The organism is Flavobacterium undicola, from assembly GCF_009909155.2.
Taxonomy (GTDB): Bacteria; Bacteroidota; Bacteroidia; order Flavobacteriales; family Flavobacteriaceae; genus Flavobacterium; species Flavobacterium undicola.
Genome location: NZ_JAAAPM020000008.1, coordinates 59,522 through 85,244, shown reverse-complemented (window position 1 = coordinate 85,244; position 25,723 = coordinate 59,522). Strand labels below are relative to the sequence as shown.

Sequence of the window (25,723 nt, the reverse complement as noted above, 5' to 3'; positions counted from 1 at the left end):
AGTTTCGGAATTCCTTTGTTCATTAATATATTTTCCAACAAATCTAATAAAAAACTTCTTACATACATCTGTTGTTATTCTTTACTTAAAGAAGTATAAGGAATATGATTTACTTTGTAACTTTGCGCTTTAATGAAAAAATGGATGAAAAATAAAATAACATACTTTCTTTTTTTGCTGGTTCTGCTTGCTTCATGCAAAGAGGACAATCAAAAAAGAATTGCCGAGAATGCAAAAGACACCCAAAAGAAGGAACTTATTTTTGCCAATATCAAAAAAGGCTGGGATTTCTATGACGAGCCTATTAATGAGGCTACCGAGGAGAGTGTGAAAATTTGGAGCGATTTGCGTGCATTTATGCAGGAATTGGGGCAAAAGCCCAAGAAAACAATTGGTGCTTTTCAGCAAAAAGCAGCGGCTATTTCTAAAAAAGCGATGGCATTAAATAACAATATTCCAGAGCTATTTAATAAACCACAAATAAAAAGCAGAGTTTCTGTCTTGATTACTAAGGTAAGATTGTTCGATATGTATATTCATTTGGACAATATTCCTGATAAAAAAGTGGTGCAATTAGTGGGAGAAATCAACAAGGAATTAGCGACTTTACAACGCCAAATGGATATTCTTACCGAAAAAAGCAAGATTCCTGTTGAGGAAGGGGAAGACGAAATGAGAAAAATGTTGTTGGATTCGGCAAGAGCGATTCCTAATAATCCAATGATGCCCAATCAAACGGTTATTCCGGCTAGTACAAGAGCAATAATTAACCCAAACGACGCAAGAGTTGAGTAAATCTGCCTTATATACCATCTACGATACTTCGCCAAAAGTTATACAAATTACGGCTGCTTTACAGGAAAAAAACACAGCAAAATTGCATCTTAGCGGTTTGCTTGCTTCGTCGATTTCCTTTGTTATTCGTTCGTTGTTTAAAAAATCCGAACTTCCTTTTTTGGTCATTTTAAATAATAAAGAAGAGGCAGCTTATTATTTGAATGATTTGGAGCAGATGGTAGGCGAGCAGGATGTGTTGTTTTATCCAAGTTCCTATCGTCGTCCGTACCAAATTGAAGAAACCGATAATGCTAATGTTTTGCTTCGTGCCGAAGTATTAAACCGCATCAATTCCCGTAAAAAACCAGCTGTAATTGTTAGTTATCCCGAAGCGTTATTCGAAAAAGTGGTGACGCGTCGCGATTTGGATAAAAATACTTTGAAAGTAAGCGTTGGTGATAAGATTTCGATTGATTTTATAAATGAAGTCTTATTCGAATATGAATTCAAAAGAGTTGATTTTATTACTGAACCAGGAGAATTTTCGGTTCGTGGAGGAATTGTCGATGTATTTTCTTTTTCGAATGATAATCCGTACCGAATTGAGTTTTTTGGTGATGAGGTCGAAAGTATTCGAACTTTTGATGTGGCCACACAATTGTCATTGGCACAACAAAAGAAAATCACGATTATTCCCAATGTAGAAAACAAGGTTTTTCAGGAAAATAGAGAGAGTTTCTTAGATTATATTTCGGAGCAAACGGTTATTTTTATTCAGAATACCGAAGATTTATTATCGCAATTAGACAAGCAATTTGCTCGAGCCGAAGAAGCTTTCGAGAAATTGTCTAAGGATATTAAACACGCTACTCCGGAACAATTATTCTTGGATCAAAAGGCTTTTGTAAAACGAGCTTTGGATTTTTCAATTGTCGAATGGAGTTCGAAAGCTATTTTCAGAACAACCAAGAAATTTGAATTTCACATTCAGCCGCAGCCTTCGTTCAACAAACAGTTTGATTTGTTGTTGAATAATTTGAGTGAGAATCATTTTAATGGTTATAAAAATTATTTGTTTTGTTCGAATGAAGCGCAGGCAAAGCGTTTTCATGATATTTTTGAAACTTTGGATGAAGCCAATTCGGAGAATATTCGCAAGCAATACAACACCATAGTTTTGCCTTTGTATCAGGGTTTTATTGACGAAGAAAACCAAATTTCCTGCTATACCGACCACCAGATTTTTGAACGTTATCATAAATTCAGCATCAAGAATGGTTATTCGAAAAAGCAAAATATCACACTAAAAGAATTGACTACACTTTCGGTGGGCGATTATGTAACGCACATTGACCACGGAATTGGGAAATTTGGCGGATTGCAAAAAATCCAAGTCGAAGGAAAAACCCAGGAAACCATTAAGCTGGTGTATGCCGATAATGATATTGTGTATGTGAGTATCCATTCGCTGCACAAGATTTCGAAATACAACGGAAAAGACGGAACACCTCCTAAAATATACAAATTAGGCTCGAATGCCTGGAAAGTTTTAAAACAAAAAACCAAGGCGAGAGTCAAGCATATCGCATTCAATTTGATTCAGTTGTATGCCAAAAGGCGATTGGACAAAGGCTTTCAATTTGCGCCAGACAGCTATTTGCAAAACGAATTAGAAAGTTCGTTTATCTATGAAGATACGCCAGATCAAACCAAATCAACTCAGGAAGTAAAAGCCGATATGGAAAGCGATCGCCCGATGGATCGTTTGGTTTGTGGAGATGTAGGTTTTGGAAAAACTGAGGTGGCTATTCGTGCGGCTTTTAAAGCGGTTGACAATAGTAAACAGGTAGCGATTTTGGTGCCAACAACTATTTTGGCTTATCAACACTATAGAACTTTTACCGAAAGACTAAAAGACATGCCGGTTTCTGTTGGCTATTTGAATCGTTTTAGAACGGCCAAACAAAAGTCGGAAACCTTAAAGCAATTAGCCGAGGGGAAACTCGATATTGTTATTGGAACGCATCAATTGGTGAACAAGAATGTGGTTTTTAAAGATTTAGGTTTGCTGATTGTGGATGAAGAACAAAAGTTTGGAGTGAACGTAAAAGACAAACTCAAAACCATTGCGGCTAATGTTGACACCTTGACATTGACGGCAACGCCAATTCCGAGAACCTTACAGTTTTCGTTGATGGCGGCGAGGGATTTATCTGTAATTACTACGCCTCCGCCCAACAGATATCCTATTGAAACCAATGTGGTAGGTTTTAGCGAAGAAGTGATTCGAGACGCTATTTCGTATGAAATTCAGCGTAACGGTCAGGTTTATTTTATCAATAACCGAATTGAAAATATCAAGGAAGTGGCAGGAATGATTCAGCGTTTGGTACCCAATGCCAAAGTTGGAATTGGTCACGGACAAATGGACGGTAAGAAACTCGAAGAACTGATGTTGGCTTTCATGAATGGAGAATTTGATGTTTTGGTTGCGACAACCATTATCGAAAGTGGATTGGATGTACCTAATGCGAACACGATTTTCATTAATAACGCTAATAATTTTGGTTTGTCTGATTTGCACCAAATGCGTGGTCGTGTAGGTCGAAGTAATAAAAAAGCGTTTTGTTATTTTATATGTCCGCCTTATTCGTCCATGACTGAAGAGGCTAGAAAACGTATTCAGGCTTTGGAACAATTTAGTGAGTTGGGCAGCGGATTTAATATTGCAATGAAAGATTTGGAGATTCGTGGTGCCGGAGATTTATTGGGTGGTGAACAATCCGGTTTTATCAACGAAATTGGTTTTGATACCTACCAAAAAATCATGAACGAGGCTATCGAAGAATTAAAGGAAAACGAATTCAAAGATTTGTATCCTGTAGAAAACAATATTGAGACCAAGGAATACGTAAAAGATTTACAAATTGATACCGATTTTGAGTTGTTGTTTTCGGATGAATACATCAATAATATTTCGGAACGTTTGAATTTGTATAACGAATTGAGTGCGATTAAAAACGAAGAAGAATTGGTGGTTTTTCAAAATAAATTGATTGACCGTTTTGGTCCTTTGCCTCCTCGAGCTAATGCTTTAATGAATAGTATCCGAATTAAATGGGTGGCAACCCGTGTGGGAATCGAAAAATTAGTAATGAAACAAGGAAAGATGATTGGCTATTTCGTGTCTGATCAGCAGTCCGATTTTTACCAGTCAAATCGTTTTCATAAGGTGTTGCAGTTTGTGCAAAAACATCCTTCGCTTTGTAAAATGAAAGAAAAACAAACCGCTAACGGCTTGCGTTTATTATTAACTTTTGACAACGTAAAATCAACCAGAAGAGCTTTGGAGTTGATGGAGATGTTGGGTGGGAAAGAAGGATAAAAAAGTAGTATTTCAATTGAAATGTGATTTTTCTTTTATTTGCAGATTGTTTTTGAATTAATTATTTGAATTTCTATTGCATTTTATATATTTATAGTGTTAAAAATGAAATAATTCCTAAACGAGTTTGACAACTTATTTTTTTCATAAATTTAATTGCTTTTTAACCTAGATACTTTGTATTGAAATTTATGACATTAAAAAAAACGTCCCCAAAAATACTTTTTTTAATAGTTTCCTCTAGCGTGGTTTTTTTATTGCTGTATGCAGCTTTGTTTTATTATATCAATAAGACAGAAAAAGAAGCATATCAAAATTCCGTTGAATTATTTGAAAGCAAAATCAATCAATTGTTATTATTGGAATCAAAGCCAATTTTAACAGCTATTAATAATGATACCAACTGGGATGAATTTGTAGATTTCGTTTCAACAAAGAATTTAACTTGGTACGATGAAACCATTAGTAATGAGTTAAAGATATATGCAGCTGATTATTTAGGGGTTTATGATAGTAATAAACAATTTATAACACGAACTCCAACTCCAGTAATTAAAACGCTTGATTTTATCCCGAAACAAGCTATGGAGTATTTGGATAAAGTAGGTATTGGGAAATTCTACCTTCAAATTCCGGAAGGAATTGTAGAAGTAACCGGGGCAAGAATACACGCTTCTGACGATCCATTAAAGAATAAAACTAAAACTTCGGGTTATTTCTTTGCTGCGCGATTAATCAATTCTAAATTCATCAAAAATTTACAGAATATAACTTCTTCTAAAATTAAAATTCTAGGCATTAGAGAAGTTGTTCCTGAACAAAGACACGTTGTAAGTGCTGTTTATCCTTTGAAAGATTTTCAGGGGAAAAGGATTGGTGAACTGCTGTTTGAGAGAAAATTTGAAGTTTATTTTGAAAATACAATTAACATTTTATATGTTATAATTGTAGTTTTTATACTCTATTTGATTGTAAGTGTTTTGTATACTCAAAAACTAGTTTACAGGCCACTTTATTTGGTTAGAAGGGTTCTCGAAAAAGGAAGTGGATGTGCTATAGCTGAGTTAAAAAAGTCAAGCGGAGAGTTTAGTTATATAGGGAATTTATTTGAAGAGAATAACAATCAAAAATTAGCATTAATAAAGGCAAAAATCAAGGCGGAAGAAGGCGATTTGCTAAAAGCTTCTTTCTTGGCGAATCTATCTCACGAAATTAGAACGCCAATGAATGCTATAAATGGCTTTACCGAACTTATTTTGAATACCGAACTTACCGAAAAGGAACGTGTAGAGTATCTTAATGTGATACAAAATAATGGTAAAAATCTGGTTTCTATTATTGATGACTTAATAGAAATGTCTAAAATAGATGCCAATCAGATTGCGCCAAATTTCAGCGAAATTAATCTAGAATCCTGTATAGTTGAGCTTTATAAAACCGTTAAAGTAACGATTCCAAAAAGCAAGCCTGTAAAAATTAAGTTGATAAAAAGTACGCTTCCAGCTGAGTATGATATTATTACAGATGAAATTAAATTAAAACAGGTTATCATTAATTTATTGACAAATGCAATCAAATATACCGATGAAGGTCTTGTAACTTTTAGTTATGAGATTAATAAAAAGGAAGGTTTAATTCATTTTACAATTCAAGATACAGGCTCGGGAATTGATGAAGATGATCATAAACATGTTTTTGATCGGTTTAAGCGTGTGGAAAATGATAAAACAATAAAGGCCGGTGGTTTAGGATTAGGGCTTTCTATTTCAAAAGCCTACATAGAAATCCTTGGAGGTGAAATTGATTTAGAATCAGAAGTTGGAGTTGGTTCCACTTTTTATTTTTCAATTCCGTTGAAATATGCTAAAGTAGATCATATAGTAGTAAAGTCTATTCGGGAAAAAGAATTAGTAAAATCAAAAAACAAAGTTATTTTGATTGCTGAAGATGATAATATCAATTTCTTGCTGTTTCAAAAAATGATGCAGAATAAAGATTATGAAATTATTAGAGCTTTTAATGGTCAGGAGGCAGTTGATATTTGCATCAACAATTCGAATATCGATTTAGTGTTAATGGATATTAAAATGCCTGTTATGAATGGCTTTGAAGCTATTGAACAGATAAGACCTATTCGTTCTCAGCTGCCTATTATAGCACAAACAGCTTATTCTTCTTCAGATGATAAAGTCAAAATTACCAAAGCAGGATTTGATGATTATATAACAAAGCCTTTGAATAGAGAACGCTTGTTTGAGTTGATAGATAAATTTTAGAATAAATTAATTTGCATGAAAATTAACAGAAGGATTTCAGTTTTAATTTTAGGTTTTGTGTCGTTTGTTTCTCTTTCACAAGAAAAAGAACAGCTTAAAGATACAGTAGAAGAAAAAAAGCTCAGTTTGAATATTGATTTTGTGAGTCGCTATCTCTGGCGAGGACAATGTTGGGGCGGCGATTATGCTGCAATTCAACCTACAATTGAATATGCTGTTTTGCCAAAATTGTCATTAGGTGCATGGGCAACTACAAATTTTAAAAATCAATATTTCTATGCTGATGGTGAAACTCTCTATAAGGGATATCAGGAAATTGATTTTTATGCTACTTATCAAATCAATGATTTTTTACAATTCCAACTTTGGGATTACTATTGGCCTTCAGTGTCCAAGGTAGAAGGTGTGAGCAATAAATTTTTTGAATATGGCCCAACAAGTTCACAAACTGTGGATGTGATATTTTATTTTGATTTTTCAGAGGGTTATAAATATCCTTTTAATGCAACCATAAGTACGCTTATAGCTGGAAATGACTATCGCTATGATAATAATGATATCCCAAAGCACAATTACACCACTTATTTAGAACTGGGGTATACCTTTAATTTATTCGAAAATTCGACTCATAAAGCAATTCAAAATATAGAATTAGCGCCTTCAGCAGGGGTTGTGTTAAATAACAAGGCCCAATACTATAATTTTGCCAACTATGATAAACCGTCTTTAGTGAACTTAGCAGTAAAAGCAACTAAAGAATTTGATTTGGGAAGCGGAATCGCAATGCCATTGTCGTTAAATTATATTCACAATGCTGCAACAAAAAACACTGACTTTTTCGGTAAGGATTTCTTAGTGGCAGGAATTAGTTTTGGGTACTAATCACTTTTTCTCTGAGTAAAGAGCAATAAAAAACGGCTATCAAAATTATTGTTGATAGCCGTTTTTGTTATTTATAAAATTCAATTAATTCTTCAAATCTTTGATTACTTTGAAAGCAACATCTACCTGCTCCTCACTAACCAGAATGGTGAATTCATTTGAAGTAGAAATTACCTCGTTGATGATGATTCCTTCCCAAGCCAAACGTTGGAAAATGAAATAATAAATTCCGGGAATTACAATGTTTTCTTTTGGTAATTTAACTGTTATAGAAGCCAGATTGTCTAATTTCTGAATCAGTTTTTCGTTAGAAAAATGTTTGTCTACCAATTTGTTAACGGTATTGCTTACTACAATGTTGATTTCGTTTACTCCTCTTGACGAAGTATAAAAAACATCCGGAAAACCATTAATGTCCGAAATTAACTCAGCCTGTTTGTTTAAAACAGTTTCAGAAACTGCAAAAGTATAATCAGTCAAAGCCGAACGAACGGTAATTTCACCTATATTTTTGATGACTTTGTTGATTTTGTGATTCAGTCTAAAATCCAGTTCTTCTGTTAATCGTTTTAAAGACATTACAACAGCTCCCTGTTTTACTTCTTTTCCAAATTCACTCTCTAATTCCGACATGATGTTTCTGGAAAGAGAGGTTAAATTGATGATCCCAAGTGACAAAGCATTTAATAAAAATGGTTTTGTTTTGATGTAATTTTCGACAATTGAAGAAACAGTTTTCATAATCAAATAGGTGTTTTTACTTAGTTTTTTGCGTCGATTTACTTAGTTAAATCGTTAAAAATATGGGCAAATATAATTAAAAAAACAATTTGTTACAAAAATAACATAAAAAATTATCGTTAAAAGTGATAAAAAGCATCTGTAAGGTGTTCAATTACAAAAGATTTCTCCTTTTTTTGGATGGCAATGATGTCAAAACGGACGTTGATATCGAGGTCTTTTTCGACTACGTAGTTGTCTACGGCTTTCGTAAGTAGTTTTATTTTTTTTGGATTTACAAAGTCTTGAGGGAGACCAAATTCAATCGAAGAACGGGTTTTTACTTCGATAATAGCCAGAGTGTCTTCTTTTTGGGCAATAATGTCCACTTCGGCTTTTTGAAAAGTCCAATTGGTTTCTAAAATAGTGTAGCCGTTCTTTTGTAAAAAATCAACAGCCAATTCTTCTCCTAGTTTTCCTAATTCGTTGTGTTCGGCCATTAGAAATAGTGTTCAGTAGTCAGTATTTAGTGTTCAGTTATTTAGTCGGAATTGATGTTTCAGTATTTAATTAAAATTTAAATTGATTTTTACCATTGATATTGTCATTGCTATTGAAATCGATTAATCTTCAAATTTTAATGTGCTTTTTTCCGGAGTAACTTCCATAGATACCGTGCTTCCTAAAATTAACGCTCTATTGTCCTGAATGTGTCCTGCCGGGAAATTATAAATAACAGGGATTTTGTACTTTTTAGTCACATCTTCAATGATTTCAACGGCATTTTTTCCCCATGGAATTTCGTTGTCTTTCATCTTGGTCATCGAACCTACAATAATTCCTTTAATGCTTTCCAGACAGCCGTTGCGTTTTAAGTTCATCATCATACGGTCGATATGATATAAATATTCGTCTAAATCTTCGATGAATAAAATTTTATCATGACAGTCAATCGCCGATGGAGAGCCAAACAAACTATACAGAATAGATAAATTTCCGCCTACGAGTTCGCCAGTTGCGCTACCCATGCGGTTCATTGGGTCAGAAGGGATTTCGTAACTTAAAGGTTCTTCAAATAAAGCTTGTCTTAAAGTTTCGATGGCTTCCGGAGTTGCTCTTGGAGCAGTAACAGGCATAATGCCATGAATGGTTTTATAACCTAAGGTGTTGAGGTGATTGTGCAAAACGGTAATGTCGCTAAAGCCCACAATCCATTTTGGGTTTTGTTTGAATTTGGTAAAATCCAATGTGTCAATGATGCGTACCGTTCCATAACCGCCTTTTACACACCAAATGGCTTTTATGTTTGGGTTGTCCAGTTGTGCTTGAAAATCGGCAGTTCTTTCTTCGTCAGTTCCTGCCAGTTGATTGTTGTCTAGTCCAATGCTTTTGCCAATAACTACTTCAAGTCCCCAACTATGCATCAAATCAATGGCGGGTTGTAGATTGTTATCAGTATATTTTCTGGCTGTGGCTACAATGGCAATGGTGTCTCCTTTTTGTAAAGCGGCTGGTGTAATCATGTGTTGTTGGGCTTGACTATTGAAAGTTTGAAAAATAGAAATCAGGAATAGGGATATGCTAAACGTTCGGTTTGTAAATAAAAATCGAGAAGTAGGCATGTTAGTGTTTTTCCTGGGTAAATAAAATTTGAAAATGCCTTTGTGAGACATCAAAACAAAGATAACCAAATTCAAAAAAAATCTACAGATAGTTGTGTAAAATGAACTAAATTTACTAAAGTCCTTTAAATCTGGTGAGTTATGAGAAAGCTAAGATTGATTGTAGTGTTTGCTTTTTTGTTTTTGTTTCGAATTGGATTTTCGCAGCAAAAAAGCTATCGGATTCATACATTGGCATTTTATAATTTCGAAAATCTTTTTGACACCATCAATAATCCTGATACCAATGATGATGAGTGGACACCACAAGGAACACAACGTTGGACTTCCAAAAAATACCATCAAAAATTAGAAAATCTCGCCCGGGTTGTACTCGAAATAGGTACGGCTGAAAATGCTAATTCGCCCACTTTTATTGCTTGTTCCGAAATAGAAAATCGAGGCGTACTCGAAGATTTAATACAACAACCTAAAATGGCAATGCAGGATTATGGAATTATTCATTTTGACTCACCCGATAAAAGAGGAATAGATGTGGCCTTGTTGTTTCAAAAAAAATATTTCAAGCCTACTTCTTATGCTAATATCCCACTTTATATCTATCAGAATAAAACACAACATCAGGAGTTGGCCTCAACTTCAGAAGAACAGGATGATGAGGTCGTGAGTACTTTTCAGAATCGGGTTTTTACACGTGATCAACTTTTGGTTACCGGTTTTTTAGATGGCGAAGAAATAAATATTATTGTCAATCACTGGCCGTCGCGTGCTGGAGGGGAGAAAAAATCAAGTCCGTTTCGGGAAGAGGCGGGAATTTTGAATCGAAAAATAATCGATTCTTTACAAAAAATAAATCCCGATGCCAAGGTAATTACACTGGGCGATTTAAACGATAGTCCTTTTAATAACAGCATCAAAAAAGCACTTGGGGCTAACTCACAAAAACAAGATGTACCTGAATTTGGAATCTACAATCCTTTTGAAGAAATGGCTAAAAAAGGTTTGGGAACTATTGCGTTCAGAGATTCCTGGGATATTTTTGACCAAATTATGGTCACTAAATCCCTGATTAAAAATGATTTTTCGACTTATCAATATTGGAAAGCGGGCATTTTCAATAAGAGTTATTTGATTCAGAGTTCGGGGCAGTATAAAGGCTATCCTAAACGACATTCGGCTACCGAAGTGGGTTTTAGTGATCACTTTCCCGTTTATATTTATCTGATTAAAGAAGCTAAATGATTTTTTTGTTTGTTTTTTAGCTTGTTACACAAAGATTCGCAAAGAAAACGCAAAGTTCCGCTAAAATTTTTGAAAGGATTTTTCTTTGTGTGTCTTTGCGGTTTTCTTTGCGAATCTTCGTGAAACCAAAATTGAAACTAAAATTCTTTTTTTTCGTACCTTAGCTTTTCTTTAAAACAACTCAAAATGGCAATTTCAAGACCTTTTAACCTTACCAAATGGATTGATGAAAATCGTCAATTGCTAAAACCACCTGTTGGCAACAAGAATTTATATGTAGATTCAGGTGATTATATTGTGATGATTGTGGCGGGTCCAAATGCCCGAAAAGATTTTCATTACAACGAAACCGAAGAGTTATTCTATCAGCTGGAAGGTTCAATCCAGATTATCACTCAGGAAGATGGCGAGCGTCATGTTTTGGAACTCAATGCCGGTGATATGTACCTGCATCCGGCGACTATTCCGCATTCTCCTGTTCGTTCCGAAGGTTCCATCGGTTTGGTTATCGAACGAAAAAGGGCTAAACAAGGTTTTGTTGACGGTTTGTTGTGGTATTGCGACAACTGCAATCACAAGTTGCACGAAGTTTATTTTGAACTCAACGATATCGAAAAAGATTTCTTGCCCCATTTTGAGAATTTTTACAATTCAGAAAAACTACGAACTTGCGAAAAATGTGGAACTGTTATGGAAACAGATACCAGATTTACAGCCAAAAAATAATTTTTTTCAGGAGCCATTCCCGTTTTCCGCTATATCTTTATGTCCTTAAAGAAAGGACATAAAGGATGCCGCTCCTACCGGGGTTAAAACACAAACGCACTAATTATCATGACAACAATAGCAGCACAATTCGGTATAAAAGCCGCTTTAGAACAATTAGGAATCCATGATGTAAACGAAGGAACATCAACAGGAACAAACTCTTTTTCAACCGGAGCAATCCTGGAAAGTTATTCGCCAGTGGATGGTCAATTGATTGCAAAAGTAAAAACCACTTCGGCAGCCGATTACGAAAAAGTAATGCAAGCGGCTACTGAAGCTTTCCAGTCTTTCCGATTAATTCCGGCGCCTCAGCGTGGAGAAATCGTTCGTCAGTTTGGAGAAAAATTGCGCCAGAATAAAGAAGCCTTGGGCAAATTGGTTTCTTACGAAATGGGGAAATCATTGCAAGAAGGCTATGGCGAGGTTCAGGAAATGATTGATATTTGTGATTTTGCCGTTGGACTTTCCCGACAATTGCACGGCTTGACCATGCACTCTGAAAGACCCAATCACCGAATGTATGAACAATACCATTCTTTAGGGGTGGTTGGAATTATTTCTGCATTCAATTTTCCGGTTGCAGTTTGGTCCTGGAATGCTGCACTGGCTTTAGTCTGTGGTGATGTTTGTGTTTGGAAACCATCAGAGAAAACACCGTTGTGCGGTATCGCCTGTCAAAATATTTTGGCGCAGGTGTTACAAGAAAATAAGCTGCCGGAAGGAATTTCGTGCTTAATCAATGGCAATTATCAATTGGGTGAATTATTGACTAAAGATTCCCGAGTTCCTTTGATTTCGGCTACTGGTTCTACCCGAATGGGAAAAATTGTGGCGCAAACCGTTGCTGCCCGTTTAGGGAAATCTTTGTTGGAATTAGGGGGTAATAACGCTATTATTGTCACTACAGATGCCGATATTAAAATGACCATTATTGGAGCTGTTTTTGGCGCAGTAGGAACTGCCGGACAACGTTGTACTTCTACTCGTCGTTTAATTATTCACGAAAGTGCGTATGACAAAGTAAAAGATGCTTTGGTTTCAGCTTACCAACAATTGCGTATTGGAAATCCTTTGGACGAAAAAAACCATGTTGGTCCGTTAATCGATACCGATGCTGTCGAAAAATACAATAAAGCCTTAGAAAAAGCAGTTTCCGAAGGAGCCAAAATTCTGGTAAATGGTGCAGTGCTTTCGGGAGCCGGCTACGAAAGCGGATGTTATGTACAGCCTGCTATTGTTGAAGCCGAAAATACTTTTGAAATTGTGCAATGCGAAACTTTTGCTCCTATTTTGTATTTGTTAAAATATTCAGGAACAGTTGAAAATGCTATCGCTATTCAAAACAGCGTGACACAGGGATTGTCTTCGGCAATCATGACAACCAATTTGCGTGAAGCCGAATTATTCCTGTCGGTTTCAGGTTCTGATTGCGGAATTGCCAATGTTAATATTGGAACTTCCGGTGCCGAAATTGGCGGTGCTTTTGGCGGTGAAAAAGAAACCGGCGGTGGTCGGGAATCAGGTTCAGATGCATGGAAAGTCTATATGCGAAGACAAACCAATACTATTAATTACGGCAGTACTTTGCCTTTGGCACAAGGAATAAAATTTGATTTGTAAATTGTTGTTAATCAATGAAAATAGCTCACATGAATAATAAAATATTCTTTTGTATCAATTTGTTAGTGGTTTTGTTTTTATATAGTTGTAAAAAAGAACCATTAGAGCCGAAAAGAGCATTAAAGACTGAAGAATCAAATAATAGTATTGAAAATGGTGAGCAAATTGAAAAGATATTAACTGCATTTTATACATCTTATTTGGAACAATTTTCAAATCAAAACTTGAAAGAATCGGAGAAAAAGTTAGATTCTATTAAAGTTAAGTATTGTACGAAATCTTTATTGGATGGTATTTCGAATGAATTTGAAAATAATGAATTGGATTACGATCCATTTATTAAAGCTCAAGATGCATCGTCAGATATGATAGAAACTTTAACCGTAAATAAAATAGCAGGTTCTGAAAATAAATTTCATGTACAATATCTCGATAAATATTCAGGTCATAAAACCGATATTCTAGTTACTGTTGTTGATGAAAATGGGAGTTTTAAAATTTCTTCATTGAAGTAAAATTGTTTTTTGCCTTAAAAGTTGTGGAGATAGATTATAAAAGCAAAAAAGGCAATTGAATCAATCCAATTGCCTTTTTTTATGTCTAAAATCTTGATTTTACAAATTAAACGAAGCTCCAATATTAAACGTAAATTGGTTGTTTAAGCGTTCAAATCCAGTTGCTTCTGGTTTGTATTTGGCAATAGGAACACCTATTTCGCTCACTATTCCAAAACCCTCTGTAAAGAAATAACGAACGCCCAAATGTGCACCAAAATTTCTTAAACCTAAATCTAATCCTGGGTAGATATCTACTTTTTCGTCAATATTGATAACATTACCTAAATTGGCATTAAATCTAGCTTTAACGTCTACTCTGTCTCCAAAATCAGGTTTGTTGTCCAGTTTGTCTCTGCTTACAGATAATAAATAGGAACCAACAATTCCAATAGAAATATTTTCTCCTAATCCATAATCGTTAGAAAGACGAATTCCAGAACCTCCGTTTTGAAGGTTAGCGGCTATATCAAATTTGATGTCTTCTTTTCCCTTAAAAGCTTGTGCGTTAATGAAACTTGTTGTAATCAAGACAATTAATGTGAATGCGTTTTTCATGATAATTTTTTAGTGTTAATGTGTTTAATTTCTTCCTTTTTCTTCGAAATATAAGTTGTTCAATGGCTCACTTTGCCAGAATTCTTTGGTGTTAATATCCATTATGGTTAGTGGACCTTTGAAAGCAGCTCCCGTATCAACATTCCAAATACAAGCTTTGTTTACTGGAACGGTTTCCCCAATTCGGGTAACAGGAGTGTGACCAATGTAAATTTCGTTGTACAAGGTAAGTCTTTTCGGATACAATAAATCGGTAGCAAGCATGTTTTTATCTAAAGCTAATGCCGTTTCCCATAAGGTTCGATCCCAATAAAATAATCTGGGGAAATATTCAAAGTTAACTCCGTTCATATTAGTAAAACCAGCGTGGATAAATAAGCGTTGTTGGTCGTCCAGATAATAATCTTGTAAGGATTGTAAAAACGCAATATGGACTTGCTTGGTTTCGTTGTTTACTTTTTCATAAGCTATTACTGTTGCTTCGCCGCCGTGATTGTACCATAAAAGATTGTCAGTACTGTCTTTTAACCAATGCAGTAATAATTCGTCATGATTTCCTCTAATGAAAACGCAATCATTTTTAGCGTTCAATGCTATTAAATAATCGAGTACTTGTGGCGATTGGCTCCAGCCATCAACATAATCGCCCAGAAAGATTAGCTTGTCTTGTTTGGTAACTTGGGCTCTTTCCATAATTTGATGCAAGGCACGTAAACCACCATGAATATCTCCTATAACTAATGTTCTCATTTTTTGAAATCTGCTTTTAGATTCTAATATAATAAAAATAGCTAAAAGAGATAGAAAAAAAGCAGCAGCTTTCTTTATTTTTTGTTTTTATAATGTGAATAAAGGATTTTTAGCTTGAAGTACTTATTGCATGTCGTATTTCATTTTTCGTAAAATACGCATGGCTTCTTTAAAAGATAAGTAAACGGAAGGAAATGCTTTTAAGTGTGCTTTGGCATCAATTAATTTTCTTTTGGCGTCTTCAAAACCGTTGAGGTAACAAATCATAAAGGTTGAAGGTAGGTTTTCGAGATCTTTTTGTTCTCTGGGAGTCAATTGAATTCCTTTTTTAAGCTTGTTTATTAATGCTTCGTTGTTGTTGTAAATATGAAAAAGCATTTTTTTGTTGAATGCAGGAGGTTCAAATAACATCTTGCTTTCAATTTTGTAATAACCATTTTCGAAAAAATAAATGGTTTGTTGTTCTAATGGATAATAACTGGTTTTATCATTTAGACCCAGTGGAACATATTCGATAATGGTAAAAGTATCTTCGTTAAAAGAAATGGTAATAACGTCTTGAGCCGAATAAAATAGTTTGATGTGTTCGTTAATTAGCTCAATATCTACACGGGATAAAAAAGTTTTATCTCGTACGGTTTTAGGGATTCCTGCCCAACAAATGATAAACAATTCTTTGAAAACCTTGTATTTTGGCGCCATGTCTTTGTGCCTGAAATTCATGAAATCAAAAACGCCGTCCAAGGTATACTTGATGTTGTTGCGCGAATTGTTTTCCAGATCAATTACAGTTTCGGTATTTGGGTAGTTTTTTTCTATTTTTTCTTCAATAGGAGTGGTATTGCTTCCGCGTCTAACAAAAACACTATGAGCAGGAATGGTGTGAATTCCTTTTTTGAAAGACGAGATTTTATTCTTTGGTTTAATGGTTACTAATCCAATAACCTTGTCTTTAGAAAGGTTTGGAAATGGAACATTTTCGTATTGTATTTTAGGTGGGTTTTCTAAGTAAGCGTTGATCAGATTTTGAATGTGACTGTCGTCAAAAAAATCGACACCTATAATTTCATTGTCTTGATCTTCCACGCCCACAACAATATAGGAATTATTGGCCGGATTAGAATTAGATAAAGCACAGATGTGTTTTAAGAACTTTGCTTTGCCCTCTTTTGTATGCAAATTCAACTGACGTTTTTTGTCGTAAAAACTATTTTCGTCGTTGTGAGCTAATAGGTTTTTTATTAATAGACGCTTGTTAATCATGTGTTAAATTGGCAAGGATTTTTTATAAAAAAATACTAATCCGTAACTTTAAACGTTAATACTAGATGTAATTAATTTAAATAACGGAAAGATATGAAAAAGATTAAATTTTATGCGTTAAGTTTTAGTTTAATAGCATTTATATGTTTGTCGTTAGTTGGATGTAATTCAAATGATGATTCGGAACAAACTTCAAGACTTTCGGTGCGTATGACTGATGCTCCTGGAGATTATGATGCTGTTTATATTGATGTACAGGATGTTTTAATAAAGTCTGGTACAGATAATAACGATGACGAAGGTTGGGTTAGTATAGGAGATGTTACTCCCAAAGTCTATAATTTATTGGATTTAACAGGTGGAGTAAACGTCTTGTTAGCTGACGAAATAGTTCCTTCAGGTTTTTTAGGCCAAGTTAGATTGGTTTTGGGAGATGATAATACTGTTGTTAAAGATGGTGTGACTTATCCTTTAAAAACACCAAGTGCCCAACAATCAGGATTGAAATTAAAAATTAATCAAACCCTGGTGGGAGGAGTAATGTATGATTTCTTATTGGATTTTGATGTTGAACATTCCGTAGTTAAGGCGGGTAACTCAGGAAATTATAATTTACACCCGGTAATCAGAGTTTCAACGATGGCTACTTCAGGGGTGATAAAAGGAAGAATAAGCCCAGTTTTGGAGGGTTTCCAAGTGCTAGCTTCAGTTCAGGTGGGAACTACTACTACTGTTTCTGCTTATGCAGATGAATTTGGTGCGTTTCAACTTAACGGAATTCCCGCTGGAACTTATGATGTCAAATTAACTCCAGCAGTAGGTTCAGGAAAAGCTGAAAAAACAATTACTGGAGTAGTGGTAGTAAATGGGGAAATAAAGGACATAGGTAGTGTCACTTTAGATGCAATCCCAGTCCCATAGTTTGAGAATTGGATTTTTAAACAAAAAAACAGCTAAATTACAGCTGTTTTTTTGTTTGTAAATAACCGCTTTAAATTAAAATCAGTCTTTTTTCACTATCGAAAATGAAGCCTGTGCGGTACACATCACCACAAGATCGGCAATGTTTACATGATACGGTCTTGAAATTACAAAGTGAATAATATCAGCAACATCCTCGGCTTTTAAAGGAGTGAATCCTTTGTAGACATTCGAAGCTCTTTCATTGTCTCCTTTAAAACGTACTTGGCTAAACTCAGTTTCAACCATACCGGGATGAATAGCGCCTACACGAATTCCGTGCGGGTTTAAGTCAATTCGCATACTTTGATTGATGGCATCAACGGCGTGTTTTGTGGCACAATAGACATTTCCATTGGCATAAACTTCCTTGGCTGCAGTCGAGCCAATGTTGATAATGTGTCCTGATTTTTGCGCAATCATTTTAGGAATTATTGCTTTCGAAACATATAAAAGTCCTTTTAGATTAATGTCAATCATGGCATCCCAATCATCTATGTTACCGTCTTGAATGGGTTCAAAACCATGTGCATTTCCAGCATTATTAATTAAAATATCAATTTTAGAAAAAGCTTCTGGCAAAGAATTGATTTTTTCGAAAACGGCTTTCTTATCTCTAACATCAAATTGAAGACAGTGAATATTGGTAAACGGACTCAGTTCTTTTTCGAGTTCTTCCAATCGATCCTGACGTCTTCCGCAAAGAATAATATTATAATTATTTTGAACTAACAGTTGAGCAGTTGCTTTGCCAATTCCGCTGGTGGCACCGGTTATTAATGCTGTTTTATTCATGTTTTTTTAATCTGTTGTGACATCTAATTTCTGAAACGACTTGAAACTTCTGACAAACCTAAACTAAAAAGAATTGTTTTTTTTTTTTAGGCTAACTCAAAATGTACTTTTGCTTCTAAAATGAGGTGATTTTTAATGCGTATAATTGGTGTTGTTTGTACGCTTCTTTAGGCTTCTTTTTTTAGAACGAAAACGATTTTTATTCCTTTTGAAAGGATAATTCTTAAAGTTCTTAAAATTATGGAAATTGTATCATAATTCGTCCTTAAAATTGTAGTATTGGCAGAAGTTTTAACCATTTTTTAACATCTTACCTTTAAAAAAAAATTCAATTTGCACTCTCAAAACTAAGGCATTAAATTCAAGGTATTAAAAATAATTTTATGGAAGAGAATACAGCGACTTTAGACATTAGAGCAATCAATGAAAAGATAGAAAGAGAGAGTGCTTTTATAGACCTTCTTACTATGGAAATGAACAAGGTGATTGTGGGTCAAAAGCACATGATTGAACGATTATTGATTGGATTACTAGGACAAGGACACATTTTGCTGGAGGGAGTTCCAGGATTAGCAAAAACATTAGCTATCAATACACTTTCGCAAGCAGTTCACGGATCTTTTAGTAGAATCCAGTTTACACCCGATTTATTACCTGCTGATGTTGTAGGAACAATGATTTACAACATCAAGCAAAATGAATTCTCGATTAAAAAAGGACCTATTTTTGCTAATTTCGTTCTTGCCGATGAGATTAACCGTGCGCCAGCTAAGGTGCAATCGGCATTGTTAGAGGCCATGCAGGAAAAGCAAGTTACTATTGGTGATACTACTTTTAAATTAGAAAAACCATTCTTGGTTTTAGCTACGCAAAACCCAATCGAGCAAGAAGGAACATATCAATTGCCAGAAGCGCAAGTCGATCGTTTTATGTTGAAAACGGTAATCGATTATCCAAAAATGGATGAAGAGCGATTGGTAATTCGTCAAAACCTAAGCGGAAGTTACAGCAAGGTAAATCAAGTAGTTTCTGTTGAGCAAATTTTACGTGCACAAGAAGCGGTTCGTGAAGTGTACATGGACGAAAAAATCGAGAAATACATCTTGGATATTATTTTTGCTACTCGTTACCCAGAAAAATACAAATTAGCTGATTTGAAACCATTAATCAGTTTTGGTTCTTCGCCACGTGGAAGTATCAATTTAGCTAATGCGGCTAAATGTTATGCGTTTATCAAACGTCGTGGTTATGTAATTCCTGAGGATGTACGCGCTGTTGTTCATGATGTATTGCGTCATAGAATTGGTGTTACTTATGAGGCAGAAGCTGAAAATATCACTTCGGTTGACATCATCAATAAAATTATAAACGAAGTAGAGGTACCTTAAAAAGATTTTAGATTTTAGATTACTGATTTTAGATTTTAGATCTGAAATCAGCAATCGTTAATCAACAATCAACAATCAAATGGATACAAAAGAGCTTTTAAAAAAAGTACGAAAAATAGAAATCAAAACCCGAAGATTGAGTGATCACATCTTTTCAGGGGAATATCATACTTCTTTCAAAGGGCGTGGAATGACTTTTAGTGAGGTACGTCAATACCAATATGGAGACGATATTCGAAATATTGATTGGAACGTTACTGCTCGTTATAATGAAGCCCACGTAAAAGTTTTTGAAGAAGAACGGGAGTTAACCATGATGTTAATGGTTGATATTTCAGGTTCGGAGAGTTTTGGTTCTAAGAATCAATTTAAAAAAGACATCGTAACAGAAATTGCTGCAACGATGGCTTTTTCGGCTACACAAAACAATGATAAGATTGGATTGATTTTATTTTCGGACCAAATCGAATTGTATATTCCACCTAAGAAAGGAAGGTCTCACGTTTTGCGTATCATTCGGGAATTGATCGAATTTGAACCACAAAGTCATAAGACGGATATTGCTCAGGCATTGAAATTTTTGTCGAGTACTCAAAAAAAGAAAGCCATTGTTTTTATGATTTCTGATTTTATGTCGGATGATTACGAGCAAACTTTGAAAATTGCCGCTAAAAAACACGATGTAACTGGAATTCGTGTGTATGATATTCGTGAAGAGAAAATGCCAAATCTAGGAATGGTTCCTATGTTGGATGCCGAAACAGGAGAGACGCAATTAGTAGATACAGGTTCAAAAGCAGTTCGAATGAATTATGAGAAATACTATCATGAACAACTGAATTATTTCAAAGAAACCTTTAGTAAATCAGGTTCTGGTGTAGTAAATACCAGAGTTGACGAAAGTTATGTAACTAAATTATTGGGCTATTTTAAATCGAGATAAAGATTTAAAATTGAAGATTAACGATTCTTGATTTCAGATTTAGTTGGAATAGAGAATTAGAATTTAGATTTTTTGAACTAAAATATTGTTAGAAATGAATAAAGAAGAACTGGAGAATAGATTGATAGATTTTGCAGCAACTATAATAATTGTTGCAGGTAATTTTGAAAAAAATTATGCAGGAAATCATTTAGCAGGTCAAATTATTCGTTCAGGAACATCTCCAGCTTTAAATTATGGAGAAGCCCAAAGTGCCGAAAGCAGTAAAGATTTCGTTCATAAAATGGGGATTTGTTTAAAAGAATTAAGAGAAAGTTTTGTTTGTTTAAAAATTATTGAAAAAGCGAATTTAACAACAGATTTGAAGAATTTATCGATTGCAAAAATAGAAGCCAATGAGTTAATTTCTATTTTCGTGTCAAGTATTAAGACTGCTAAATCAAATATGAAATGATTTTGAAATAAAAATGATTCAACAGTTTCGTGAGATATCTGAAATCAAGAATCGTTAATCTTCAATCTGAAATCAAAAGTTCCCAATTAAAGGATGAAAAAAATAATATTATTACTGCTACTTTCTACAGCCATTTTTGCGCAACAAAAAAGAGTAGAAACAAGTATCGATACTACAAAAAATAAAATTGGAGCCGAGTTTAAATTAACCTTAAAAACATCGGTAGATACTTTGTCGAAGGTTGTTTTTCCAAATTTAAAAAACATCGGTGCACTCGAAGTCATTCAATCCTATCCTGTTGATACCGTTAAAAATAACGACCGTTATGAGTTAATTAAAAGATATGGCTTGACTCAATTTGATTCGGGACGTTATGTAATTCCCAGTATCAAGGTACTTATCAATAACAAGGCCTATCAAACAGAATCAATTTCTGTTGAGGTAGCTAATGTTAAAGTAGATACTTTACAACAAAAAATGTATGATATTAAGGATATTCAGCCTGCTAATGATACTATTGGCAATTGGTGGAAATACCTTTTAGGATTGCTTGTGATTCTTGGAATTGGTACGGGAGTGTATTGGTTTCTTAAAAATAGACAAAAGAAAAAAATAGAAGAAGAAGTCTATAAAACACCTATAGAAAAAGCTACAAGTTTATTGAATAACTTAGAAAAGAAAGAGCTTTGGCAAAAAGGAGAAATAAAAGAATACTATAGTGAATTGACTGATATTGCTCGAAATTATATCGAAGAAGCAATTGAAATTCCAGCGATGGAAAGTACTACTTCGGAGTTGATTGAGGGATTAAGAGCGGCTTCGGTTAAAAAGAAAATGACAGTTTCTCAGGAAATTATTGGAAACCTTGAAAGAGTTTTAAAACAAGCCGATTTAGTAAAATTTGCCAAATCAAAACCGCTGGAATATGAAATAACTGAGGATAGAAATAAAATCCAAAAAGCGATTTTAACCTTAGACAGTTCGATTCCTGTTGAAGTTCCAGTTGAAGAGGATATTTTATTGAATGAAGCGCAAAGACAAAAACAAATTGCAATTCAGTTAAAGAAGAAAAAAAAGCAACGCATTATTACTGCGGTTGCAACGGTTGTTTTTTTAGTAATGGCAACAACCATTTTCCTGATGGTTACCAAAGGATTTGATTATGTAAAAGACAATATCATCGGGCATCCATCAAAGGAATTATTGGAAGGCGAATGGGTGAAAAGTGAGTATGGAAATCCGGCTGTAAAAATTGAAACTCCTAAAGTACTTAAGCGTACTGATTTGACAAAATCGTTGCCAAAAGAAGGTTTGGCATTGGTTAAAGAAATGCAATCTTTTGCTTACGGTAGTTTGATAGACAATTTCTATTTGATGGTTTCAACTTTGAAATTCAAGCAGGAAACTCAAATTGATTTGAAGAAATCGATGGAAGTTTCATTGCAAACAATGGAATCTCAAGGCGCACAAAATATGATTGTGAAACAAGAAGATTATGAAACCAAAGAAGGAATTACAGGATTAAAAGCATACGGTACTTTTTCACGAATAAATGCAACAACAAATGATAAAGAAAGAATATATTATGAAGTACTGTTGTTTAGCCAAGAAGGAGGATTGCAACAAATTTTAATTCTACATCAAGAAGGAGATAAGTATGCAAATGAAATTTCAGAACGAGTGTTAAGCTCAGTTGAATTAAAACAAGAAGGTAGATAATGGCAAAAATAACTTTTTTAAATCCAGAGTTTTTTTGGTTGTTTCTTTTGATTCCGCTAGCCATTATTTGGTTGGTTTTAAAGAGAAACCAGCAATCGGCGACTTTAAAAGTAAGTTCGATTAAAGGTTTTAAATCGTCCAATTCTTTATTGGCAAAATTAAAACCCTATTTGAATGTCTTTCGATTACTAGCGCTAAGTTCTTTAATTGTGGCTATGGCAAGACCCAGAACGGTTGATATTAGCAATAAAACTAAAACGACTAAAGGGATTGATATTGTGATGGCGGTGGACGTTTCGGGAAGTATGCTTGCCAAAGATTTGAAGCCCAACCGTATGGAAGCTTTGAAAAGAGTGGCGGCTGATTTTGTCGAGCAAAGACCGAATGATAGAATCGGATTGGTTGTTTATGCTTCTGAAGCCTATACTAAAACACCGGTAACCAGCGATAAAGCGGTAGTAGAGCAAGCCATCGAAAGCATAAAATACGATAACGTTTTACAGGATGGAACTGGAATTGGGATGGGATTGGCAACAGCCGTAAACCGATTAAAAGACAGTAAAGCCAAGAGTAAAGTAATTATTTTATTGACTGACGGGGTGAATAATGCTGGTTTTATAGAGCCAGAAACTGCTGCTGATATTGCGAAACAATACGGAATAAAAGTATATACTATCGGAATTGGAACGAATGGAATGGCTGAGTTTCCTTATGCAATTGGTGCAAATGGACAGTTTTTGTTCCAAATGATGAAAGTAGAAATCGATGAGCGATTGATGAAAAGTATTGCTCAAAAAACCGATGGAAAATATTTTAGAGCCACCAGTAATGATAAATTGGCGGAGATTTATGCCGAAATCAATAAACTGGAAACTACTGAAATAGAAGAATTGAAATTTTATGATTACGACGAAAAATACAGAGCTTTTGTATGGTTAGCCGGATTTTTAGTTTTAGTCGAAGTAGGATTGAGAAACACGGTTTACAGAAGTTTTATTTAGTGCTTAAACACGAAGTTCATAAAGGACATAAATGGGACTTTATAAAGAGAAATTAATATAGTGTACTTTGCGATAAAACTTAGTGCCCTTTGTGGTTAAAGAAATATGGAATTAGACGAAAAAAAATATTTATACTTACTTTTTATACTACCCATTGTAGTGTTGCTTTTCCTGTTGACCATGTATTGGAAAAGAAAAAAACAACAGGAATTTGGGGATTTAGAAATCATAAAAAGATTAAGTCCGGAGCGTTCAGTTTTTAAACCGGTTTTCAAATTGGTTGTTATTTTATTGGCATTGCTAGGGTTGATTATTGGATTGGTAAATCCTAAAATTGGAACAAAACTAGAAACGGTTAAAAGAGAAGGAATCGATATTGTTTTTGCAATGGACGTTTCTAAAAGTATGCTTGCCGAAGATGTAGCGCCAAATAGATTAGAAAAAAGTAAACAAGTTGTTTCGCAAATTATCAATCAATTAGGAAATGACCGAATAGGGATTGTAGCTTATGCAGGAAGCGCTTTTCCGGTTTTGCCTATTACTACTGATTATAGCGTGGCCAAAATGTTTCTGCAAAGTATGAATACTGATATCGTTTCTTCACAAGGAACATCATTGGATGAAGCCATAAAACTATCAGGAACTTATTTTGATGACAAAAGTAAAACCTCTAAGTTGTTGATTCTGATTTCGGATGGAGAAGACCATTCTGAAGGAGCTCAGGATGCGGCTGAAGAAGCGAACAAACTGGGAATGCGTATTATCACTGTGGGGATTGGAACCGAAAAAGGAGGAACTATTCCGTTAAAAAGAAATGGTGTAATACAAAGTTATAAAAGAGACCAAAATGACCAAGTTGTTATTACAAAACTGAATCAACCTAGTTTAGAAGCAATTGCAAAAGCCACAAAAGGAGGTTATGTAAGCGGAAATAACACCAAAGAAGTAGTAGAATACATTAAGAAAACATTAGATACTATTCAGAAAACGGAATTCGAATCGACTCAAATGGCCGATTTCCAATCGCAATTTCAATGGTTTTTAGGATTTGCCTTTGTGCTTTTATTTCTGGATTTATTCCTTTTAGAGAAAAAGACCAATTGGGTGAAGAAGTTAAACTTATTTAATGAAGAAAAATAAATGTCAGTTCCTTTGGGAAAGAACATAAAGAAATGAAAATGAAGAATTTTATAAAATACGGATTTACTTTTTTTGCACTCCTGTTCTTAGGATTGGGAGGGGTTTTTGCACAGGAAAAAGATAAAACTTTGCCTAAAGCAAATGAGGAGTATAGCCAAAGTAAATATGCCGATGCAGAAGCCGACTATAGAATATCGAATTCAAAATTCCCAAATCGTTCTGTTTCACCTTATAATTTAGGGAATGCTATTTATAAGCAAAATCAAGCTTCTGAGGCAAAATATGCTTATGCAAAAGCCTTAAAAAATGCTAAATCCCGAATTCAAAAACACAAAGCCTATCATAATTTAGGAAACGTGTTTATGAAAGATAAAGATTACACTCAGGCGGTAGAAGCTTATAAAAGTGCCCTGAGAAACAATCCTACCGATGAGGAAACCAGATACAATTTTGCTTTGGCTAAAAAGATGCTAAAAGAAAATCCTCCAAAAGACAATAAGGATAAGAAAGATAAAAATAAAGACAAGAACAAGGATAAGAACAAGGATAAGAAGGATCAGGATAAAAACAAAAAAGATCAGGACAAGAAAGACCAAGATAAAAAGGATCAGGATAAGAAAGATCAAGAAAAAAAGAATCAGGATAAGAAAGACGGAAAAGACAAGCAAGATCCAAATCAACAGCCGAAACCACAGCCCGGAGGAATCTCTAAAGACCGTTTAGAAAATCTTTTGGATGCTGTTAATAATGAAGAAAAGAAAATTCAGGATAAGGTAAACGCTAAAAAAGTAAAAGGAAGACCTGTTCAAACAGAGAAAGATTGGTAGATTAATTTAAGAATTTTCCAATTAGACAATGTACAACAGATGATAGATAATTAGGATTTTTAAATAACAATATAATATA

General features: G+C 34.5%; 23 protein-coding genes. 16 read left to right on the top strand and 7 right to left on the bottom strand.

The window, feature by feature from the left end; genetic code table 11:
- The first annotated feature begins 144 nt into the window (after positions 1-144).
- The 4 genes from GTZ96_RS06680 (at position 145) to GTZ96_RS06665 (ending at position 7,320) form a co-directional block, all read left to right on the top strand.
- Entirely contained in the window at positions 145-795 is a 651-nt protein-coding gene (locus tag GTZ96_RS06680; protein WP_161642150.1) for a hypothetical protein, read from the top strand.
- Positions 788-4,162 (top strand): transcription-repair coupling factor, encoded by a 3,375-nt coding sequence (mfd, locus tag GTZ96_RS06675; protein WP_161642148.1) that lies wholly within the window; start codon positions 788-790, stop codon positions 4,160-4,162. The genes GTZ96_RS06680 and mfd overlap by 8 nt, the downstream gene beginning before the upstream one ends.
- A 191-nt stretch (positions 4,163-4,353) precedes the next feature.
- Positions 4,354-6,438 (top strand): ATP-binding protein, encoded by a 2,085-nt coding sequence (locus tag GTZ96_RS06670; protein WP_161642146.1) that lies wholly within the window; start codon positions 4,354-4,356, stop codon positions 6,436-6,438.
- A 15-nt stretch (positions 6,439-6,453) separates the two neighbouring features.
- Positions 6,454-7,320, top strand: a complete 867-nt coding sequence (locus GTZ96_RS06665) for a TorF family putative porin (protein WP_161642144.1) — start codon at positions 6,454-6,456, stop codon at positions 7,318-7,320.
- A gap of 84 nt (positions 7,321-7,404) precedes the next feature.
- On the opposite strand, the gene GTZ96_RS06660 is transcribed toward GTZ96_RS06665, so the two are convergent.
- From GTZ96_RS06660 to GTZ96_RS06650, 3 genes are all read right to left on the bottom strand, one after another.
- A complete protein-coding gene (locus GTZ96_RS06660; protein ID WP_071184243.1) occupies positions 7,405-8,061 on the bottom strand; it encodes an aspartate kinase in 657 nt (218 codons plus the stop codon).
- A gap of 119 nt (positions 8,062-8,180) precedes the next feature.
- Complete coding sequence (locus GTZ96_RS06655; protein WP_161642142.1) at positions 8,181-8,540, bottom strand: YraN family protein; 360 nt, start codon at positions 8,538-8,540, stop codon at positions 8,181-8,183.
- A gap of 123 nt (positions 8,541-8,663) precedes the next feature.
- A complete protein-coding gene (locus GTZ96_RS06650; RefSeq protein ID WP_235972880.1) occupies positions 8,664-9,563 on the bottom strand; it encodes a S66 peptidase family protein in 900 nt (299 codons plus the stop codon).
- A gap of 240 nt (positions 9,564-9,803) precedes the next feature.
- Here GTZ96_RS06650 and GTZ96_RS06645 point away from each other — a divergent pair, with 240 nt between their 5' ends.
- The 4 genes from GTZ96_RS06645 (at position 9,804) to GTZ96_RS06630 (ending at position 13,807) form a co-directional block, all read left to right on the top strand.
- Entirely contained in the window at positions 9,804-10,904 is a 1,101-nt protein-coding gene (locus GTZ96_RS06645) for an endonuclease/exonuclease/phosphatase family protein (RefSeq protein WP_161642138.1), read from the top strand.
- Positions 10,905-11,090: 186 nt separating this feature from the next.
- Positions 11,091-11,630, top strand: coding sequence for a 3-hydroxyanthranilate 3,4-dioxygenase (locus GTZ96_RS06640; protein WP_161642136.1), 540 nt, complete (start codon positions 11,091-11,093; stop codon positions 11,628-11,630).
- 108 nt (positions 11,631-11,738) lie between these two features.
- Positions 11,739-13,292: an L-piperidine-6-carboxylate dehydrogenase gene (gene amaB / locus GTZ96_RS06635; protein WP_161642134.1), complete on the top strand. Its 1,554-nt coding sequence runs from the start codon at positions 11,739-11,741 to the stop codon at positions 13,290-13,292.
- Between the two features lie 29 nt (positions 13,293-13,321).
- Entirely contained in the window at positions 13,322-13,807 is a 486-nt protein-coding gene (locus GTZ96_RS06630) for a DUF3828 domain-containing protein (RefSeq protein WP_161642133.1), read from the top strand.
- Between the two features lie 99 nt (positions 13,808-13,906).
- Here the strand turns inward: GTZ96_RS06630 and GTZ96_RS06625 are convergent, their stop codons facing one another.
- The 3 genes from GTZ96_RS06625 to GTZ96_RS06615 all read right to left on the bottom strand — a co-directional run bounded on the left by GTZ96_RS06625 (position 13,907) and on the right by GTZ96_RS06615 (position 16,417).
- A complete protein-coding gene (locus GTZ96_RS06625) occupies positions 13,907-14,404 on the bottom strand; it encodes a DUF6646 family protein (RefSeq protein ID WP_161642131.1) in 498 nt (165 codons plus the stop codon).
- Between the two features lie 24 nt (positions 14,405-14,428).
- Positions 14,429-15,154, bottom strand: coding sequence for a metallophosphoesterase (locus GTZ96_RS06620; RefSeq protein WP_161642129.1), 726 nt, complete (start codon positions 15,152-15,154; stop codon positions 14,429-14,431).
- A gap of 123 nt (positions 15,155-15,277) precedes the next feature.
- The gene (locus tag GTZ96_RS06615) at positions 15,278-16,417 is read right to left on the bottom strand and encodes an ATP-binding protein (RefSeq protein ID WP_161642127.1); all 1,140 of its coding nucleotides are present in this window, start codon (positions 16,415-16,417) and stop codon (positions 15,278-15,280) included.
- 93 nt (positions 16,418-16,510) lie between these two features.
- Between GTZ96_RS06615 and GTZ96_RS06610 the strand changes: the two genes are divergently transcribed.
- Complete coding sequence (locus GTZ96_RS06610) at positions 16,511-17,338, top strand: DUF4382 domain-containing protein (RefSeq protein ID WP_161642125.1); 828 nt, start codon at positions 16,511-16,513, stop codon at positions 17,336-17,338.
- A gap of 81 nt (positions 17,339-17,419) precedes the next feature.
- On the opposite strand, the gene GTZ96_RS06605 is transcribed toward GTZ96_RS06610, so the two are convergent.
- Positions 17,420-18,172, bottom strand: a complete 753-nt coding sequence (locus GTZ96_RS06605; RefSeq protein WP_161642123.1) for an SDR family NAD(P)-dependent oxidoreductase — start codon at positions 18,170-18,172, stop codon at positions 17,420-17,422.
- A 383-nt stretch (positions 18,173-18,555) separates the two neighbouring features.
- Here GTZ96_RS06605 and GTZ96_RS06600 point away from each other — a divergent pair, with 383 nt between their 5' ends.
- From GTZ96_RS06600 to GTZ96_RS06570, 7 genes are all read left to right on the top strand, one after another.
- A complete protein-coding gene (locus GTZ96_RS06600; RefSeq protein ID WP_161642121.1) occupies positions 18,556-19,560 on the top strand; it encodes an AAA family ATPase in 1,005 nt (334 codons plus the stop codon).
- A gap of 79 nt (positions 19,561-19,639) precedes the next feature.
- Positions 19,640-20,503, top strand: coding sequence for a DUF58 domain-containing protein (locus GTZ96_RS06595; protein WP_161642119.1), 864 nt, complete (start codon positions 19,640-19,642; stop codon positions 20,501-20,503).
- A gap of 94 nt (positions 20,504-20,597) precedes the next feature.
- Positions 20,598-20,957 carry a four helix bundle protein gene (locus tag GTZ96_RS06590; RefSeq protein WP_161642117.1) on the top strand — a complete coding sequence of 120 codons (360 nt, stop codon included), beginning with the start codon at positions 20,598-20,600 and terminating at the stop codon, positions 20,955-20,957.
- A 93-nt stretch (positions 20,958-21,050) separates the two neighbouring features.
- Positions 21,051-22,676, top strand: a complete 1,626-nt coding sequence (locus GTZ96_RS06585) for a phenylalanine--tRNA ligase subunit alpha (RefSeq protein WP_161642115.1) — start codon at positions 21,051-21,053, stop codon at positions 22,674-22,676.
- The gene (locus tag GTZ96_RS06580; RefSeq protein WP_161642113.1) at positions 22,676-23,677 is read left to right on the top strand and encodes a vWA domain-containing protein; all 1,002 of its coding nucleotides are present in this window, start codon (positions 22,676-22,678) and stop codon (positions 23,675-23,677) included. Before GTZ96_RS06585 ends, GTZ96_RS06580 begins: the two co-directional genes overlap by 1 nt.
- Positions 23,678-23,782: 105 nt before the next feature.
- Complete coding sequence (locus GTZ96_RS06575; RefSeq protein ID WP_161642111.1) at positions 23,783-24,817, top strand: VWA domain-containing protein; 1,035 nt, start codon at positions 23,783-23,785, stop codon at positions 24,815-24,817.
- 38 nt (positions 24,818-24,855) lie between these two features.
- A complete protein-coding gene (locus GTZ96_RS06570) occupies positions 24,856-25,644 on the top strand; it encodes a tetratricopeptide repeat protein (RefSeq protein WP_161642109.1) in 789 nt (262 codons plus the stop codon).
- The last annotated feature ends 79 nt before the right edge of the window (positions 25,645-25,723 follow it).

Excerpts from the sequence above, each read along its gene's own strand:
- GTZ96_RS06680 (WP_161642150.1), top strand. The coding sequence starts at position 145 with ATGAAAAATAAAATAACATACTTTCTTTTTTTGCTGGTTCTGCTTGCT.
- GTZ96_RS06670 (WP_161642146.1), top strand. The coding sequence starts at position 4,354 with ATGACATTAAAAAAAACGTCCCCAAAAATACTTTTTTTAATAGTTTCC.
- GTZ96_RS06665 (WP_161642144.1), top strand. The coding sequence starts at position 6,454 with ATGAAAATTAACAGAAGGATTTCAGTTTTAATTTTAGGTTTTGTGTCG.
- GTZ96_RS06660 (WP_071184243.1), bottom strand. The coding sequence starts at position 8,061 with ATGAAAACTGTTTCTTCAATTGTCGAAAATTACATCAAAACAAAACCA.
- GTZ96_RS06655 (WP_161642142.1), bottom strand. The coding sequence starts at position 8,540 with ATGGCCGAACACAACGAATTAGGAAAACTAGGAGAAGAATTGGCTGTT.
- GTZ96_RS06650 (WP_235972880.1), bottom strand. The coding sequence starts at position 9,563 with ATGATTACACCAGCCGCTTTACAAAAAGGAGACACCATTGCCATTGTA.
- GTZ96_RS06645 (WP_161642138.1), top strand. The coding sequence starts at position 9,804 with ATGAGAAAGCTAAGATTGATTGTAGTGTTTGCTTTTTTGTTTTTGTTT.
- GTZ96_RS06640 (WP_161642136.1), top strand. The coding sequence starts at position 11,091 with ATGGCAATTTCAAGACCTTTTAACCTTACCAAATGGATTGATGAAAAT.
- amaB (WP_161642134.1), top strand. The coding sequence starts at position 11,739 with ATGACAACAATAGCAGCACAATTCGGTATAAAAGCCGCTTTAGAACAA.
- GTZ96_RS06630 (WP_161642133.1), top strand. The coding sequence starts at position 13,322 with ATGAATAATAAAATATTCTTTTGTATCAATTTGTTAGTGGTTTTGTTT.
- GTZ96_RS06625 (WP_161642131.1), bottom strand. The coding sequence starts at position 14,404 with ATGAAAAACGCATTCACATTAATTGTCTTGATTACAACAAGTTTCATT.
- GTZ96_RS06620 (WP_161642129.1), bottom strand. The coding sequence starts at position 15,154 with ATGAGAACATTAGTTATAGGAGATATTCATGGTGGTTTACGTGCCTTG.
- GTZ96_RS06615 (WP_161642127.1), bottom strand. The coding sequence starts at position 16,417 with ATGATTAACAAGCGTCTATTAATAAAAAACCTATTAGCTCACAACGAC.
- GTZ96_RS06610 (WP_161642125.1), top strand. The coding sequence starts at position 16,511 with ATGAAAAAGATTAAATTTTATGCGTTAAGTTTTAGTTTAATAGCATTT.
- GTZ96_RS06605 (WP_161642123.1), bottom strand. The coding sequence starts at position 18,172 with ATGAATAAAACAGCATTAATAACCGGTGCCACCAGCGGAATTGGCAAA.
- GTZ96_RS06600 (WP_161642121.1), top strand. The coding sequence starts at position 18,556 with ATGGAAGAGAATACAGCGACTTTAGACATTAGAGCAATCAATGAAAAG.
- GTZ96_RS06595 (WP_161642119.1), top strand. The coding sequence starts at position 19,640 with ATGGATACAAAAGAGCTTTTAAAAAAAGTACGAAAAATAGAAATCAAA.
- GTZ96_RS06590 (WP_161642117.1), top strand. The coding sequence starts at position 20,598 with ATGAATAAAGAAGAACTGGAGAATAGATTGATAGATTTTGCAGCAACT.
- GTZ96_RS06585 (WP_161642115.1), top strand. The coding sequence starts at position 21,051 with ATGAAAAAAATAATATTATTACTGCTACTTTCTACAGCCATTTTTGCG.
- GTZ96_RS06580 (WP_161642113.1), top strand. The coding sequence starts at position 22,676 with ATGGCAAAAATAACTTTTTTAAATCCAGAGTTTTTTTGGTTGTTTCTT.
- GTZ96_RS06575 (WP_161642111.1), top strand. The coding sequence starts at position 23,783 with ATGGAATTAGACGAAAAAAAATATTTATACTTACTTTTTATACTACCC.
- GTZ96_RS06570 (WP_161642109.1), top strand. The coding sequence starts at position 24,856 with ATGAAGAATTTTATAAAATACGGATTTACTTTTTTTGCACTCCTGTTC.